Annotated in this window: 16 protein-coding genes; all 16 read right to left on the bottom strand. The window is 59.7% G+C overall.

Features of this window, described 5'->3' with window-relative positions; all coding sequences use genetic code 11:
* Positions 1 to 2: 2 nt before the first annotated feature.
* The 16 genes from der to sufB all read right to left on the bottom strand — a co-directional run bounded on the left by der (position 3) and on the right by sufB (position 16,106).
* Positions 3 to 1,451, bottom strand: a complete 1,449-nt coding sequence (gene der, locus EDC38_RS02130) for a ribosome biogenesis GTPase Der (RefSeq protein ID WP_123637129.1) — start codon at positions 1,449 to 1,451, stop codon at positions 3 to 5.
* Between the two features lie 137 nt (positions 1,452 to 1,588).
* Positions 1,589 to 2,734, bottom strand: a complete 1,146-nt coding sequence (gene bamB / locus EDC38_RS02125) for an outer membrane protein assembly factor BamB (RefSeq protein ID WP_123637128.1) — start codon at positions 2,732 to 2,734, stop codon at positions 1,589 to 1,591.
* Complete coding sequence (locus EDC38_RS02120) at positions 2,731 to 3,432, bottom strand: YfgM family protein (RefSeq protein WP_024459865.1); 702 nt, start codon at positions 3,430 to 3,432, stop codon at positions 2,731 to 2,733. The genes bamB and EDC38_RS02120 overlap by 4 nt, the downstream gene beginning before the upstream one ends.
* A 30-nt stretch (positions 3,433 to 3,462) precedes the next feature.
* On the bottom strand, positions 3,463 to 4,752 hold the full coding sequence (hisS, locus tag EDC38_RS02115; RefSeq protein WP_123637127.1) for a histidine--tRNA ligase: 1,290 nt from the start codon (positions 4,750 to 4,752) through the stop codon (positions 3,463 to 3,465).
* A 265-nt stretch (positions 4,753 to 5,017) separates the two neighbouring features.
* Positions 5,018 to 6,142 (bottom strand): flavodoxin-dependent (E)-4-hydroxy-3-methylbut-2-enyl-diphosphate synthase, encoded by a 1,125-nt coding sequence (ispG, locus tag EDC38_RS02110; RefSeq protein ID WP_024459863.1) that lies wholly within the window; start codon positions 6,140 to 6,142, stop codon positions 5,018 to 5,020.
* Positions 6,143 to 6,175: 33 nt separating this feature from the next.
* Positions 6,176 to 7,138 carry a RodZ domain-containing protein gene (locus EDC38_RS02105; protein WP_123637126.1) on the bottom strand — a complete coding sequence of 321 codons (963 nt, stop codon included), beginning with the start codon at positions 7,136 to 7,138 and terminating at the stop codon, positions 6,176 to 6,178.
* A 7-nt stretch (positions 7,139 to 7,145) separates the two neighbouring features.
* Positions 7,146 to 7,889 carry a type IV pilus biogenesis/stability protein PilW gene (gene pilW / locus EDC38_RS02100; RefSeq protein WP_123637125.1) on the bottom strand — a complete coding sequence of 248 codons (744 nt, stop codon included), beginning with the start codon at positions 7,887 to 7,889 and terminating at the stop codon, positions 7,146 to 7,148.
* A gap of 71 nt (positions 7,890 to 7,960) precedes the next feature.
* Entirely contained in the window at positions 7,961 to 9,133 is a 1,173-nt protein-coding gene (gene rlmN, locus EDC38_RS02095) for a dual-specificity RNA methyltransferase RlmN (RefSeq protein WP_123637124.1), read from the bottom strand.
* A gap of 48 nt (positions 9,134 to 9,181) precedes the next feature.
* Positions 9,182 to 9,610, bottom strand: a complete 429-nt coding sequence (gene ndk, locus EDC38_RS02090; RefSeq protein WP_123637123.1) for a nucleoside-diphosphate kinase — start codon at positions 9,608 to 9,610, stop codon at positions 9,182 to 9,184.
* A 185-nt stretch (positions 9,611 to 9,795) separates the two neighbouring features.
* Positions 9,796 to 10,215 (bottom strand): SufE family protein, encoded by a 420-nt coding sequence (locus EDC38_RS02085; RefSeq protein ID WP_123637122.1) that lies wholly within the window; start codon positions 10,213 to 10,215, stop codon positions 9,796 to 9,798.
* A gap of 25 nt (positions 10,216 to 10,240) precedes the next feature.
* Positions 10,241 to 10,777: a putative Fe-S cluster assembly protein SufT gene (sufT, locus tag EDC38_RS02080; RefSeq protein WP_024459857.1), complete on the bottom strand. Its 537-nt coding sequence runs from the start codon at positions 10,775 to 10,777 to the stop codon at positions 10,241 to 10,243.
* Positions 10,778 to 10,792: 15 nt separating this feature from the next.
* Positions 10,793 to 11,164: a HesB/IscA family protein gene (locus tag EDC38_RS02075; RefSeq protein ID WP_024459856.1), complete on the bottom strand. Its 372-nt coding sequence runs from the start codon at positions 11,162 to 11,164 to the stop codon at positions 10,793 to 10,795.
* 21 nt (positions 11,165 to 11,185) lie between these two features.
* A complete protein-coding gene (locus EDC38_RS02070; protein WP_123637121.1) occupies positions 11,186 to 12,436 on the bottom strand; it encodes a SufS family cysteine desulfurase in 1,251 nt (416 codons plus the stop codon).
* Between the two features lie 8 nt (positions 12,437 to 12,444).
* The gene (sufD, locus tag EDC38_RS02065; protein ID WP_123637120.1) at positions 12,445 to 13,758 is read right to left on the bottom strand and encodes a Fe-S cluster assembly protein SufD; all 1,314 of its coding nucleotides are present in this window, start codon (positions 13,756 to 13,758) and stop codon (positions 12,445 to 12,447) included.
* 3 nt (positions 13,759 to 13,761) lie between these two features.
* On the bottom strand, positions 13,762 to 14,511 hold the full coding sequence (gene sufC / locus EDC38_RS02060; protein ID WP_024459853.1) for a Fe-S cluster assembly ATPase SufC: 750 nt from the start codon (positions 14,509 to 14,511) through the stop codon (positions 13,762 to 13,764).
* Positions 14,512 to 14,666: 155 nt separating this feature from the next.
* A complete protein-coding gene (gene sufB / locus EDC38_RS02055) occupies positions 14,667 to 16,106 on the bottom strand; it encodes a Fe-S cluster assembly protein SufB (RefSeq protein WP_123637119.1) in 1,440 nt (479 codons plus the stop codon).
* Between the last annotated feature and the right edge of the window lie 135 nt (positions 16,107 to 16,241).

Here is a 16,241-nt window from a genome sequence, read left to right as displayed (position 1 = left end):
CCTCAAGGGCGTCGACCACGCGGCGCCTTGCGCTCTTTTCCGGGGCCTGAGGGCGACTTGCCTTTGGCGCCTTTACTGCCCGGACCGCGGTTACCCGGCCCTCGCCCGCCCTGGTTTTTGGGTTTGGAGGGGCGTCCGGCGAAGGGGTTTTCGCTGGATTTGAATTCGATCCGTACCGGCGTTCCCTCGAGCTTCAGAACCTGGCGAAAGGTCTTTTCCAGATAGCGCGCGTAGTGACTGGGCACCGCCTCGGTCTGATTGCCGTGAATCACCACAATGGGCGGATTGTGGCCACCGGGGTGAGCGTAGCGCAGTTTGATACGGCGCCCCTGCACCATGGGAGGCTGATGCTCGCGCACCGCATCCTGCAGGATGCGGGTCAGGAAATTCGTGGAGAACTTGTCCGTGGCGGACTTGTAGGCACCCTCTACGGATTCATACAAGTGCCCTACCCCGGTGCCATGCAAGGCGGAAATAAAATGGATTTTGGCAAAGTCCACAAAGCGCAACCGACGCTCGAGTTCGTTGCGCACATATTGCTTGTGGCCATCGTCCAGACCATCCCACTTGTTCAAAGCAATCACCAGGCCTCGACCGGCGTCGAGGACATTGCCCATCAGGTGCAGGTCCTGATCCACCACGCCTTCACTGGCGTCCATCACCAGAATGGCGACGTGCGCATCGTCAATGGCCTGGAGGGTTTTCACGATCGAGAACTTCTCCACCGACTCGGATACGTTCTTGCGCCGGCGAACGCCGGCGGTGTCGATCAGGGTATAGTGCTTTTCAAACCGCTCGTAATGAATATAGACGCTATCCCGGGTGGTACCCGGTTGATCATAGACCACCACCCGATCCTCACCAAGCATCCGGTTGACCAGCGTGGATTTACCCACATTGGGCCGGCCCACCACCGCGATCTTGATGCCTTGATTGGTCGGGGCCGGTACCACTTCCTCAACCGGCAGCTCGGCCACCACATCGGACATCATGGACTTGACGCCCCGGCCATGGGTGGCCGTGATCGGGAAAATCTCGCCCAGCCCCAACTCATAGAACGGCGCCAGGGCCAGGTCCGGGTCTACACCATCAATCTTGTTGGCGACCAGATAGGTCTTTTTGTTCTGCACCCGCAGATGCCGGGCGATCATTTCATCCGCCGCGGTCAGTCCGGCCCGGGCATCCAGAATAAACAGCACAATGTCCGCTTCCTGAATCGCCTGCAGGGACTGGCCCGCCATGGCGCTATCGATGCCCTCTTCCTCGCCGCTGATACCGCCGGTATCAATCACCATAAAACGGCGGCCTTCCGCCTGCCCTTCACCGTATTTCCGGTCGCGGGTCAGCCCGGCGTAATTCGCCACGAGCGCATCCCGGGATTGGGTCAGACGGTTGAACAGCGTGGATTTGCCCACATTGGGGCGGCCCACCAGGGCAATAACTGGAATCATAATGGAGGCATCGAAGATCGGTAGAACGCAAAGGCGCCTAGGATAGCGGATTGGGGACTTTTTATACAGCCATAAACGAGATCGCCGCCGAAACCCCGGTCAGGAGGTCGGCGGCGAGGCAGGTAACGAGGGAACTATCAATCCCGAGGCTTGACCTCAAGTGCTACCAGGCGTCCGCCATCGGTCTGCACATACAGGGTGTCGCCATCGGTGACCATGGTGCCGGAAATACCGCCCCGATCAAGGCGGCGGCGGGCGGCGAAGCTGCCATCATCGCGCTTGAGCAGGTGCAGGTAGCCGTCATAATCCCCCACCGCCAGGTAGTCACCAACGACCTGGGGGCCATTGATGAGGCGGCGCAGCAACTGATCGTTCTGCCAGCGCATTTCACCCGTCGCGGTACTGAAGGCCTTGACCACACTGTCGGCCTCGGAGAGGTACAGAGTGCGACCTTCAGCGGACAAATCCTTATGGGTCGAGGCCTCCTGACTCCACACGGGCCGGCCATTGTTGCGGCCCAAAGCAGTCACGTTGCCCTGAAAAGACGCGGCAAACACCACCCCTTCGTGCAGCAGTGGAGAAGCATCCACGTCAACCATGCGTTCAATCTCGGAGCGACCTTGCGGCAGAGCCACGCGGCGCTCCCAGAGGACCAGGCCATTATCCGGGTTGAAAGCCATCACCTTGCCCGTGGCGAAGCCGGCAATCACCGCCGAATCCGTCATGAGCGGCGAAGCAGTACCCCGCAGCGTCAGCACCGGAGGCGGGCTATCGTATGCCCAGCGGGTTTCTCCGGTCTCGGCATCCAGCGCGTGCAGTCGGCCATCCATGGTCTGGGCGGCCACCACAGTGCCATTGGTCAGGGGAACGGAAATCACTTCACTGCTCAACGCGGTGCGCCACAGCTCCTTACCGTCCTCATTGGCCAGGGCGACCACCTCGCCGTTGCCCGTGCCGTAGAGCAGCACGCCGGCATTGCTGCTCACGCCGCCGGTAATGGCATCATCGGTTTTCTGACGCCAGAGGCGCTTGCCGTTGGCGCGATTGAATGCGAACACGCGACCCTTGGCATCAGCCGCGTAAATCCGGTCGCCATCAAGAGCTGGCTGCAACTTGACCACGGCCTTGTCGGTGCCCGAACCGACGCCGCTCCGCCAGACAATGTCCAGCTCCGCCGTCGGTTCGAAATCCACCAGTTCCACCGGCTCTGTACCGTCTTCTTTCGAAAACAGCGCACAGCCGGAAAACAGCAAAGCACAAAGCGCTACTGCGCATAACCTCATGAAGCATTCTCCTCGGAGCCCGACGTATCGTCCGCCGTGGCCGGTTGTACATTATCCAGTTTCATCTGCAGCAGCAGAACGCGGTTCTGTTGCTGCGCGTCAAGCGAGTCCAGTGCGCTCTGGTAGGCCTGAGCCGCCCCGTCGTTGTCACCCTGCTCGCTCAGAATGTCCCCGCGAGCTTCGGCGTATTCGGCCGCAATGCTGTCGGCGGGAGTGCCAGCCTCCAGGGTCGCCAGCGCGTCATCGAGTTGTCCGCGAGCTGACAGAACCCGGGCCAGCCGCAGGCGAGCCAGCTGCTGGATTGCCTCCGCGGTTTCCTGTTCCAGAACCCAGCGCAACTCACTTTCAGCGGTTTCCAGGTCACCCTCATCGACGGCCCAGCGGGCGCGAATCAGCGCCGCATTTGCGCCGTAGGCACTGTTGGCATGCTCGGTTTTGAGCTGCTCAACAAGCTCGCCGGCCCGCGCACGATCGTCTTCCGAAACGGCGCTGCCTTCCTCGACCGCCAAAGTTTCCAACAGTTCAGAATATATCGCCGAGCCCGCTTCGGCCTTGGCCTGCTGCTGGTCCTGGTAGGTATTCCAGCCAAAATAGCCGCCCACCGCAATCACCACGGCGGTCACAATCCATTTGCCATTTTCCTTCCACCACCGCTTGAGGGCCTCAAGCTGTTCTTCTTCAGTCAGATGATCGCTCACGTTGTACTCCTGTTATTGTCAAAATTCGTTTCAGAGGTTGCTCAGCGCGGGCCAGTAGGCCCGTAGCTGCTCGATAGTCTGGTCCAGCGACAGTGTTTCCTGGGGCCGATCCTCACGCAGATACTTGAGTGAGAGCTGGCCGTTACGGGCTTCGTCCTCCCCCAGAATCAACGCAATGTCGGCGCCGCTTTTGTCCGCCTTTTTCATCTGGCTCTTGAAGCTGCCGCCCCCGCAGTGAGCCAGCAACTGCAGCCCCGGCAGCGCATCGCGCAACCGTTCGGCCGAACGCATGGCCGAGGATTGTACCTCACCCACCGCCACAAGATAGACCTGTGTGCGACGATCAAGGCCCTCGGGCAGTTGCCCGGTGGCCTGAAGCAGCAACAGCAGGCGCTCGAGGCCAATACCAAACCCGATGGCCGGCGTGGGCTTACCACCCAGTTGCTCGACCAACCCGTCATAGCGGCCACCGGCGCATACCGTACCCTGGGCGCCCAGGGCGTCGGTCACCCACTCAAAAGCGGTTTTCCCATAGTAATCAAGCCCTCGTACCAGACGGGGGTTGACCTCAAAGGGAACACCGGCTTCGGTCAGCATGGCTTTGAGGTGCTCGAAATGGGCGGCAGACGCTTCGTCGAGATGCTCAAGCAGTACCGGCGCACCATCCAGAATTTTCTGGGTGTCGGGGTTCTTGCTGTCCAGAATACGCAGCGGGTTGGACGTCAGGCGACGCTGACTGTCTTCATCCAATTGCTCGCGGTACTGGCTCAGATAGTCCACCAGCGCGGTTTTATAGGCGGCGCGAGCCTCGCTGCTGCCCAGGCTGTTCAACTGCAGCGTGACCTGGTCGGCCACACCCAGCGCGCGCAGCATGCGCGCACTGAGCAGCAATACTTCGGCATCAATATCCGGCCCGGTCATGCCGAACACTTCGACCCCCAGTTGGTGAAACTGACGGTAGCGGCCTTTCTGCGGACGCTCGTGGCGGAACATGGGGCCCATGTACCAGAGCCGCTGGGTCTGGTTGTACAACAGGCCATGCTGTTCACAGGCGCGCACACAGGAGGCGGTACCTTCGGGCCGCAGCGTGAGACTATCGCCATTGCGGTCATCGAAGGTGTACATTTCCTTCTCCACAATGTCGGTCACCTCACCGATGGAGCGCTTGAACAGCTCGGTGCTCTCGACGATCGGGAAACGGATTTCCCGATAGCTGTATTGCTGGAGGATGGACTTGAGGGTATTTTCCAGGTACTGCCACTGTCCGCTCTCATCCGGCAGCAGGTCGTTCATTCCTCGAATGGCTTGCAGTTTTTTCAAAGTGGGTTCCTAAAATCTTCTTTGGTGTTTGATGCTTTAGTTTGGGTTGCGGCGGATGCGCTTCGCTCAGGATCGTCGGACCCTGGTTACGGCGGATGCGCTTCGCTTATCCGCCCTACGCTTGGCTGCGGAGGTTGCGTAGGGCGGATAAGGGCGAAGCCCGCATCCGCCGTAACCCAACCCCGACGATAAACCAAATTGTCGCGTAGGCGTAGGGCGGATCGGTCCGACGCTTCGGAGCGAAGCGCATCCGCCGTCACCGGGTCTATCCCCGCACAATCAGATTCGCTTCCTCTTTTTCCAGGCGCGCTTTTTTCTCCTCGGCCTTGGCGCGGATCAACCGCTCCAGATCGTCCACCAGAGTGTCATTGGCGAGCTTCTGACTCGGTGCCCCGTCGATATACACCAGATTGTTGGGGGTACCGCCGGCGAGCCCCAGGTCGGCTTCTTTGGCCTCACCCGGGCCGTTGACCACGCAGCCAATCACCGCAACATCCAGCGGCACGGTGATGTCTTCCACGCGCATTTCCAGCTCGTTCATGGTTTTGATGACATCGAAGTTCTGCCGGGAGCAGCTTGGGCAGGCAATAAAGTTCACTCCCTTGTTACGCAGCTTCAGGCTCTTGAGCAGATCCCAGGCGACCTTGACCTCTTCCACCGGATCCGCTGCCAGGGAAATGCGCACGGTGTCGCCGATGCCATCCATCAACAGCGCGCCCAGGCCGACCGCCGACTTTACGGTACCCGCCCGTAGACCGCCGGCTTCGGTGATGCCGAGGTGCAGCGGCTGATCAATTTCCCGGGCCAGCTTGCGGTAAGCGGCGACCGCCATAAAGACATCCGAGGCCTTGACGCTGACCTTGAAGTCGTAAAAATTCAGTTGATCGAGAATCTCCACATGCCGCAGGGCCGATTCGACCAGCGCATCCGGAGTGGGTTCGCCGTACTTTTTCTGCAGATCTTTTTCCAGAGAGCCGGCGTTGACGCCAATGCGGATCGGGATATTCATATCCCGCGCTTTGTCCACCACCGCGCGAATGCGCTTTTCCCGTCCGATGTTGCCGGGATTGATGCGCAGACAATCCACACCCAGGTCCGCCACCCGCAAGGCAATGCGGTAATCAAAGTGGATATCCGCCACCAGGGGAATATCCACCTGTTTGCGGATGGCTCCGAAGGCTTCGGCGGCCTCCATGCTCGGGACCGAGACGCGCACGATATCCGCTCCGGCAAGCTGCAGGCGCTGAATCTGATCGACGGTCGCGGCCACATCGGTGGTTTCGGTGTTGGTCATGCTCTGCACGGAGATCGGAGCTCCGCCCCCAACGGGCACATTGCCAACCATAATCTGGCGGGACTGACGGCGTACAATGGGCGACTCACTGTGCATGATGCGATCCTGTGATGGTTCGGTTCAGGGGTATCAATTGACCGTCAGGGTCATCAGGCGACCACTGACCGGCGGAACAAAATCAAAACGCTCACCGTTGAGCTCAACCTGGGCCGCGCCGGCATTGCCGAGCTTCACCGTAAAGGGCGCCTCACCGGAGAGCAACAATTCCCGACCGGGCTGAAGCAGATCGGTTTCGAGCACGTCCCCACGGCTGTCGGTCACTTCTACCCAGCATTCTTCCGAGAAGGTCAAACGCAGCTGATCGAGCACTTCCGGGTCGTTCATTGACGCACCGGGACTGCTCACTTCCGTTGCTGCCAGAGGCTCCACGGCACCGCTTGACGCTGCCGGAGGTTCAGAGCCGGTCAACGCCGCGGCCGAGGTTGTCTCGGTGTTTGCGGTCGGCGCCATCTCAGCGGCGTCCTCGGAGGCATCGTCCACACTTGCTTCCTCCAACTCCTGCTCAATGTCCGGCTCCTCAGCAAGGGCCGACGTCGGCGCGGGCGCCGGGGTATTCAGTTCACTGATCGGGTCCACCATGGCGCTATCCGCCACGGGATCCTGCCGGTTGCCCAGAAACCAGACCGACAGTGCCCAGATGCCCGCCAGCAACACCAGAATCCAGAGCACAAATTTCCACAGAGACCGGGTCGGCTCGGGCACATTGATTTTCAACGGGCTTTCTTCGGGATCATCCGCCAACCCGGCCTGACGTCGAGCCTGCTTGTAGGCCTGAAGCAGGTCCTCAGGCTCCAGACCGAGCAGTTTCGCGTACGTACGCAGATAACCGCGAATGAACGTATCGGAGTGCAGCCGATCGTAATCGTCCGCCTCCAGAGCACGCACCTTGCTGACGGTCATCCGCAGCTCGCGGGCGACATCCTCTTCACTGAGCTTGGCCTTTTCCCGCGCGGCTTTGAGCAGCGCGCCTGGGTACGCCTCCGGGGCGAGCTCCGGAACCTCGGCCCCGGCGGGTTGTTCTTCAGTTGACATCAGGACCTCAACGACTCATTTCGCGTTTGTATTCCAGATACTCATCGGAATAAGGAAAGCGATTTTTCAATGCCAGCGCATAACTGGCTTCTTTGTCTTGGTTGCCGAAGATCCTTTCGATTTTAATACCCAACAGCAGCGAACGGGCCGACTGACGAGACACCTCGCCGTACTGATCCAGGTAGCGCTTGGCCTGCGCGTATTCTTTGTCCTGGAAACTGATGTCTGCCAGCTCCAACAGGACCGGCGCCAGGCGTCGATCCAGGGTAAACGCATGTTCAAACGCCGCACGGGCGCGCTCTTCACGCCCCAGTTGCTTGGCGGTGCGCCCCAGGCTGAGCAGCGCTCTAGCCCGATTGTCGTAGCTCAGATCTTCACTGACGATTGAGAACTGCTCATAGGCCTCTTCGTAACGCTGTTGTCTGAATAGAAAAGCGCCGTAGTTGTTACGGGCCTGAGAAAAGCTCCGGTCTTCCCGAAGCGCCGACTTGAAGCTGTCCTCAGCACGCTCCACTTCACCTTCCAGTTGAAGCAGCATGGCCTGTGCCGCGTAGGCTTTGGCCGAGTCATCATCGAGTTCAAACGCTTTCTCAATATGGTGACGAGCCGAGTCCCGGTTACGGTTGTCGATGTACGCCATGGCCAATCGATAGTGGGTATCCAGGGCTGCCTCGCGGTCCACTTGCGGACCGCTGGTCTGGGTCACGCAGCCGCCCAGCCCGAGCAACGCCAGCAATCCCAGCGCGGCCATTGAACGCCATACTCGGCGCGGGTTTCTATGTGCTTTTATCATCACCCTTACCTCTTGGTCACAGACGCTCGTCAGGGAGACGGCGCAATTATTTTTACGGTTTGCAGTTCGTCAAACTTCGCCCGGTACCGCTCACTGCGCTTGGTCATATCGTTGACCGTGCCCGCGAGCTGACCACAGGCGGCATCAATGTCCTCACCCCGCGTGGTGCGGATGGTAGTGATATAGCCCGCTTCCATCAAAATGGTCTGGAACCGACGAATCGCATTGTTACTGGCCCGCTTGTAGTCGGACAGCTTGAACGGGTTGAACGGGATCAGATTGATTTTTACCGGTACATCCTGAAGCAGTTCCGCCAATTGGTGGGCGTGTTCCGGACGATCGTTGACATGATCAATCATGGTGTACTCGATGGTAATGCGGCGATGGGTATCGGGCAAACCCGCGATGTAGCGCTTGGCGGAATCGAGCAGCACGGCGATGGGGTACTTTTTGTTGATCGGCACCAGCTCGTTGCGCAGTTCATCGTTGGGCGCGTGCAGGGAAATCGCCAGGCAGGCGTCGGTGTACTGCCCCAGCTTGTCCAGCGCCGGCACTACGCCTGAGGTACTCAGGGTCACCCGCCGCTTGGAGATGCCGTAGGCGTTGTCCTCCATCATCAGGTTCATGGAGTCCACGACATTGTCGAAATTCAACAGCGGCTCGCCCATGCCCATCATCACCACGTTGGTCACCTTTCGCGGACCATTGGGCTGAAGCTGATTGAAGGACTTGGCCGCAATCCACACCTGACCGATGATTTCCGCTGCGGTCAGGTCCCGGTCAAAGCCCTGCTTGCCCGTCGCGCAGAAGCTGCAGTCGAGCGAGCAGCCCACTTGGGAGGAGACACACAGGGTGCCCCGATCGCCTTCGGGAATAAATACCGTCTCTACAATGCTGCCGCCGGTCACGCGAATCAGGAACTTGCGGGTACCGTCGGACGAGTCCAACTGCTGGATGACTTCCGGTGCCCGGATTTCGGCCACTTCTTTGAGCTTCTCCCGCAGCGACTTGCTGATGTTGGTCATCTCGTCGAAGTTTTCCGCGCCGCGCTGGTGAATCCACTTCAGCACCTGAGTCGCTCGGAAGCGCTTCTCGCCAAAGGACTCGAAAAAAGCCACCAGCTTGGCCTCGGGCAGGCCCAGCAGATTGGTCCGCTCGGTCTTGGACGGGTCAGCGGTGTTGGCAGCGGGTACAGCGGTCATGTGAATACCTGTATGAACGAAATGAGCTCGGGAATCTCGGCGTCCGCATCAGCTGCGAGCGAAAATTTCCCCGGGTTCGAAAAAGTAGGCGATTTCCCGTGCGGCAGATTCGGGCGAATCCGAGCCGTGCGCCGCGTTGATGGACACGCTTTCAGCGTAGTCCGCGCGAATGGTGCCCGGCGCGGCCTCTTCCGGGTTGGTCGCCCCCATCAACTCGCGATTGCGGGTGATGGCGTTGTCGCCGGACAGCACCTGTACACAGACCGGGCCGGAGGTCATAAAGTCCACCAACCCCTCAAAAAACGGCTTGCCCTGGTGCTCGGCGTAGAAGCCCTCGGCCTGGGCCCGACTCAGTTGAATCATCTTGAGTGCCACGATCTTGAGGCCAGCTTGCTCGAAACGGCTCTCAATGGCACCGATCAGGTTTTTCCGTACCGCATCCGGTTTGATGATAGAGAGGGTCTGTTGTTCGGGCATCGAAGGCTCCAGTGTCAGTCGCGCAAAATGGTCTCGGATCAGCCCCGCCCCCTCGGGGGCGGAGAAATGCGGGAATTATACGCGGGTTGCGCCTATAAGCCACCCCGGCAGGCGCGATTGACCACAAACTGTGCACCGATCGACGCCTCTGGAACCCGGGCTGCAGATCAAGCGGCACCGGCGGTTCAGGCGGCGCGAGCGATATCCTGGATCCGGGCCACCATGGCGCGCAGACCGTTACCCCGGGTGGGACTGAGGTGCTTCAGGAGATTCAGCTCGTTGAAATAGCCTTCAATATCAAAATCCAGCACCTCGGCAGGGCTTTTGCCGTTGTACGCCGCCAGCACCACGCCGAGCAGGCCTTTGACGATAAAGGCGTCACTGTCGGCGTCGAACCAGAGCTTGCCGTCCTCTTCCCGATGGGTCAGCCACACCTGACTCTGACAGCCGCGCACCAGGTACGCCTCGGTCTGGTAGGCCGGGTCGAGCGGTGGCACCTCTTTCCCCAGGTCAATAATGTACTTGTAGCGATCCTCCCAGCTATCGAAAAAGCTGAGGGTCTCGACGATATCGTCGGCGCTGATGTCGGTTCCGAATTGGGACATACCACTGAATCCTGAGGGTTAAACCTTAAAAGAACATTCCGGTCTCGAGCTGGGCTTCTTCGCTCATCATCTCCCGGCTCCAGGGCGGATCGAACACCAGGGAGACCGCCACGTAATCGACGTTGGGCACCTTGGCCACCCGCCGCTCGACATCACCCACCAGTACCGGCCCCATACCACAGCCGGGCGCCGTCAGGGTCATCCTGATGCTCACCCGCTGTTCGCTCTGGTCGACGTCCACCGCGTAAATCAGCCCCAGATTGACCAGATCCACCGGAATCTCCGGATCATACACGGTGCCCAGAGCTTCCCAGACCTGATCTTCATTGATGCGCTGATCGGCGGGTGGCGGAAAGTTGAGCTCCTGGGCCTCCAGGCCCAGGGCGGCCGCGTCGGTGCCATCTACCCGCACCATCTGGCCGTGATAGGTCAACGTATAGTTGCCACCCAGAGATTGGGTGATCGTCACGAAGGTGTCTTTGGGAATGGTCAGGTGCGTGCCGTCGGGCACCCGGCGGGCCGGGCAGTCCGCCTGGGCCACCACCATACGTCGTTCACTCATCGGGGCCCCGGGCGTCTAGGAGGAAGCATTCACAACGCTGAAACTTTCCCCGCAGCCGCAGTAATCCTGAGCATTGGGGTTATTGAATTTGAGCTGGCGATTGACGCCTTCAATGACATAATCGATCTCGGTACCGCTAACCACATTGAGGCTGTCCCGGTCGATGTACAGCGAGACGTCGTCCGCCAGTTCATAGCACACATCGTTCTCGCGCCCGTCGGCCACCAGGTCCACCACGTACATGAAACCGGTACAACCGCTCTCTTTCACGCTCAGACGAACCGCCTGCGCCTCCTGGTTGAGGCCCAACTGACGCCGGAAGTGTTCCACTGCAGCCGGAGTGACCGCAACGGCCTGCCGAGTGGGATCAAATGACTCTACTGCCATCTCACTCTACTCCTGTGTTGTTCAAAAAAACTGCCGAGCCTTTTCAAGGGCCTCGAACAGCCGATCCACCTCATCAGAGGTGTTGTAAAACGCAAAGCTGGCGCGCACCGTACCCGGAATATGGTATTGCTCCATAATCGGTTGCGCGCAGTGGTGTCCGGTACGCACCGCCACACCCTGTTGATCCAGCAGAAACCCCAGATCGTTCGGGTGGGTGCCCTCGACCAGAAAGCTCAACACGCTGACCTTGTGCGCCGCCGTGCCCACCAGAGTGATACCCGGGGTCGCAAACGCCTTCTCTTCCGCATAGGCCAACAGGGCCCGCTCGTGCGCGGCGGCGGCTTCCCGGTCCAGCCCATTGAGGTAGTCAATGGCAGCGGCCAGGCCAATGGCGCCGGCGATATCCGGGGTGCCCGCCTCAAACTTGTACGGCAACTGGTTGTAAGTCGTGCCGGCGAAGCTCACTGACTGGATCATCTCGCCACCGCCCTGATACGGCGGCATGGCTTCGAGAAGGTCGCGTTTGCCGTACAGCACGCCGAATCCCGTGGGACCAAACAGTTTATGGGCCGAAAACACATAGAAGTCGCAATCGAGCGCCTGAACATCGATGGGCCAGTGACTTACCGCCTGGGCGCCATCAATCAGCGCCAGTGCGCCGTGCTTGTGCGCCAGGGCAATAATGTCATCGATGGGATTGACTGTACCCAGAGCATTGGACACGTGCCCGACCGCCACCATACGCACCTGACCCTGCTCGAGCAGCGTTTCCAGCGCCGCCAGCTCCAGCGTGCCCGTCTCGTCCACCGGAATGGGTTCGACGGTTGCGCCGGTGGCCTCGGCCACCATCTGCCAGGGCACAATGTTGGAGTGGTGCTCCATCGCCGAGACCAGAATCCGATCACCCGCCTTGAGGTTATTGCGACCCCAACTGAACGCCACCAAGTTGATACTTTCGGTGGTGCCGCGCGTCCACAGAATCTGTTCGCGATGCGGTGCGTTGAGGAACTCGGCCACCGTTGACCGCGCAGCTTCAAACTTTGCCGTCGCCCGCTCCGCCAGCGCATGGGCACCACGATGCACATTACTGTTGTCGTGCAGGTAGTAGTGACTGATCGCATCAATCACCGCCCGCGGCTTCTGGGTGGTCGCGGCGTTATCCAGATACACCAACGGATGCCCGTTCACCTGCTCCTGCAGGATCGGGAAATCCCGGCGTACCGCTTCCACATCGAAGCCGGCGGTGCTCTGTAGTGCTTCCGGTCTGTTCATGGTGAGGATCAGGCCTCTTCGCTCTGAATGTGTCGCAGAAGATCGCTGTTACTGCTGAACAGGCGGGCCAGGCGCGGGCCGAGGTAGTTACGCACGGCCGGCTCGGCGACATCCTGCAACAGCTCGTTGATAAAGCCGAAGTTCAGCATGACCTGCGCTTCCTCCCGCGAAATGCCGCGGGCCTGCATGTAGTACAGCGCGGTTTTGTTCAACTGGCTCACGGTGGCACCGTGGGCACACTTCACATCATCCGCGTAAATTTCCAGCTCGGGCTTGGTGTCCACTTCCGCCTTGGGCGAGGTCAGCAGGTTTTTGTTGCTGAGCTCCGCCAGGGTTTTCTGGGCATCCTGGTGAATATGGATGCGGCCATTGAACACCGCGTGCGCCGAATCACCAATAATGCCCCGAAAGACTTCGTTACTGGTGCAGTGCGGCACCTTGTGCTGCACATTGGTGTGGTAGTCGATCAACTGCTTGTTGCGCGGGACATACACGCCCTGCAGATCCAGGTGCGCGCCTTCACCGCAATGGTTGATCTGATAATCAATACGCTTGAGCTTACTGCCCTGGGCCACGGTAAAACCGCGCAACTGCGAACTGCGCTGCAGGTTGGCGTGAATGCCGCCCACGTGCAGCAGGTTCTCTTCTTCCAGATTGATCCGATAGTGGTGCAGGAACGCATTCTCGCCCACTTCAATTTCGGTCAGGCTGTTTACAAAGCCGTTCTGCTCGGCGTCGGTCGAGGCGAAATGCTCGATGATGCTCGCCTGAGCGCCGGTTCCCAGCACCACCAGCAAACGCTGGTTGGCGGTGGCCGGCGCACTACCCGGCGTGGACACCTGCACCACGTACAGCGGCTTGGCCAGCTTGGTGTCTTTCGGGACGTGCACCAGCACACCGTCCTCAGACGCCCAGGCGTTGCTGAGTGCGGCGAACAGATGGTGTTCGCTGTCGACGATTTTACCCAGATGCTGACCAATAACGGCCTGCTGCTCCGCACTGGCATCGCCAAAGCGAACCACCTCAGCGGGCAAGGCGTCCGACGCCTCGGGATCGAACACGCCGTTGACGAACACCAGGCGCGTCGCATCCAGTTCCAACCATTCGATCTGGTCCTGCCACTGGGCGGTGGATTCGGCCCACTGCGCAAATTCGGTTTTGTGCAGCGGCGCGAGCGGGGTGTATTTCCACTGCTCGGTTTTGCGGTTTGGCCAGGGCGTTTTCAGCCACTGCCGGGCGCCGCTGGTGCGCAGCTCGGACAGCCAGTCCGGGCTATCCTGCTGCCCGGCCAGTTGCAACGCCTGTTGCTGAAAATCACTCATCGCTTACACCACCTCTTCTTCGAGCCAGCTATAACCTTTCTCTTCGAGCTCATGCGCCAATTCTTTACCGCCGGACTTCACGATGCGGCCGCCAGCCAATACGTGAACCTTATCCGGGACGATGTAGTTGAGCAGCCGTTGGTAGTGGGTGACCACGATAAAGCTGCGATCTTCGGCCCGCATGGCGTTCACGCCATTGGCTACCACCTGCAGGGCATCGATATCCAGCCCGGAGTCGGTTTCATCCAGAATGCAGACGGTGGGCTTGAGCAGCATCATCTGCAGAATTTCGTTGCGCTTTTTCTCACCGCCGGAGAAACCTTCGTTGACACCGCGCTTGAGGAACGACGGGTCCAGGTCGACCGACTTGCAGGTCTCGCGGGCCAGCTTCAGGAAGTCCACCGAGGAAATCGGGTCTTCACCGCGGTGTTCACGATGTGCATCCACCGCTGCTTTCAGAAATTCCATATTGCTGACACCGGGGATTTCCACCGGATACTGAAAGGCCAGGAACAGGCCCTCGCGGGCGCGCTCTTCAGGCTCGAGTTCAAACAGGTCTTTGCCATTGAACTGCACGCTGCCGGCGGTCACTTCATAGCCTTCGCGGCCGGTCAGCACATTGCCCAGGGTACTCTTGCCCGAACCGTTCGGGCCCATGATGGCGTGCACTTCGCCGGGTTTGATGTCCAGGCTCAGGCCCTTGAGGATTTCTTCATTCTCGACGCTGGCGCGCAGGTCTTTGATGGTCAGCATAGTGTCGGTTTCCAGTTTCATATAACGTAAATTCGATTCGTCGTGTGCGGTGGTTTCGAGTTTGGGTGGCGGCGTTGGTTTGGGTAACGGCGGATGCGCGCTTCGCGCTTATCCGCCCTACGCAAACTGCGGTGCTATCTGCCGCTATCCAACGATTAACCCACCGAGCCTTCGAGGCTCACTTCCAACAGCTTGCCGGCTTCCACCGCAAACTCCATCGGCAACTCTTTAAACACTTCCCGGCAGAAGCCATTCACAATCATCGAGACGGCTTTTTCGGGGTCCAGGCCGCGCTGCTGGCACAGGAACATCTGGTCGTCGCTCACCTTGGAGGTGGTCGCCTCGTGCTCCACCACCGCACTCGGATTCTTGCTTTCGATGTACGGGAAGGTGTGCGCGCCGCAGCGATCGCCGATCAGCAGGGAGTCACACTGAGTGTAGTTCCGTGCACCCTCGGCACCGGGGTTCATCCGCACCAGGCCGCGATAGGCGTTGGAGCTGCGGCCGGCGGAAATACCCTTGGAGATGATGGTCGAGCGGGTGTTCTTCCCGATGTGAATCATCTTGGTGCCGGTATCGGCCTGCTGGTAGTTGTTGGTCAACGCCACCGAGTAGAACTCACCGACGCTGTTGTCCCCGCGCAGAATGCAGCTGGGGTACTTCCAGGTAATGGCCGAGCCGGTTTCCACCTGGGTCCAGGAAATTTTGGCATTGGTGTGGCAGAGGCCGCGCTTGGTCACAAAGTTATAGATACCGCCCTTGCCCTGTTCGTCGCCGGGGTACCAGTTCTGCACCGTGGAGTATTTGATTTCGGCATTGTCCAGAGCCACCAGCTCAACCACTGCGGCGTGTAACTGGTTCTCATCGCGCATGGGCGCGGTGCAGCCTTCCAGGTAGCTGACATAAGCGCCTTCTTCGGCGACGATCAGCGTGCGCTCGAACTGGCCGGTATTCTGCTCGTTGATCCGGAAGTAGGTGGACAGCTCCATCGGGCAGCGCACGCCCTTGGGGATGTACACAAACGAACCATCGGAGAAAACCGCCGAGTTGAGCGCGGCATAGTAGTTGTCTTTCTGGGGCACTACCGTACCGAGATACTTTTTGATCAGCTCCGGGTACTCGTGTACCGCCTCACTGATCGAGCAGAAAATCACACCCGCTTCTTTGAGCTTTTCACGGAAGGTGGTCACCACAGACACGGAGTCAAACACCATGTCTACCGCCACGCCCGCCAGCATCTCCTGCTCGTGGACCGGGATGCCCAGCTTTTCGTAGGTGCGCAACAGCTCGGGATCGACCTCATCCAGGCTCTTGGGCCGATCTTCCATACTCTTGGGCTGGGAGAAGTACGACAGCGCCTGGAAGTCGACCTTGGGGTAATGTACGTGGGCCCAATTGGGCTCTTCCATCTGCTCCCAGGCACGGAAGGACTGCAGGCGCCAGTCGAGCATCCACTCGGGCTCACCTTTTTTCGCGGAGATAAACCGGACGACGTCTTCATTCAGACCGGGCGGCAAGGTATCCGTATCGATCTGGGTATGGAAGCCGGCGGCGTACTCGCGCTTGATCAGTTTTTCAACTTCTTGCTCTGCCATCACTTCACCTCTGTCTCCGCATTCGGAGTGAGTTAGCTAAAATTCGGTTGTTCGATTCCGCGATTGTTCGCGTTGTTCTGTCGGATTACGCTTCGCTAATCCGCCCTACGGGTACTTTGGTGCCCTGTTTCCGCA

Source organism: Marinimicrobium koreense (assembly GCF_003762925.1).
Taxonomy (GTDB): domain Bacteria; phylum Pseudomonadota; class Gammaproteobacteria; order Pseudomonadales; family Cellvibrionaceae; genus Marinimicrobium; species Marinimicrobium koreense.
The sequence above is the reverse complement of the archived record's forward strand: the minus strand, read 5'-3'. Positions and strand labels throughout refer to the sequence as shown.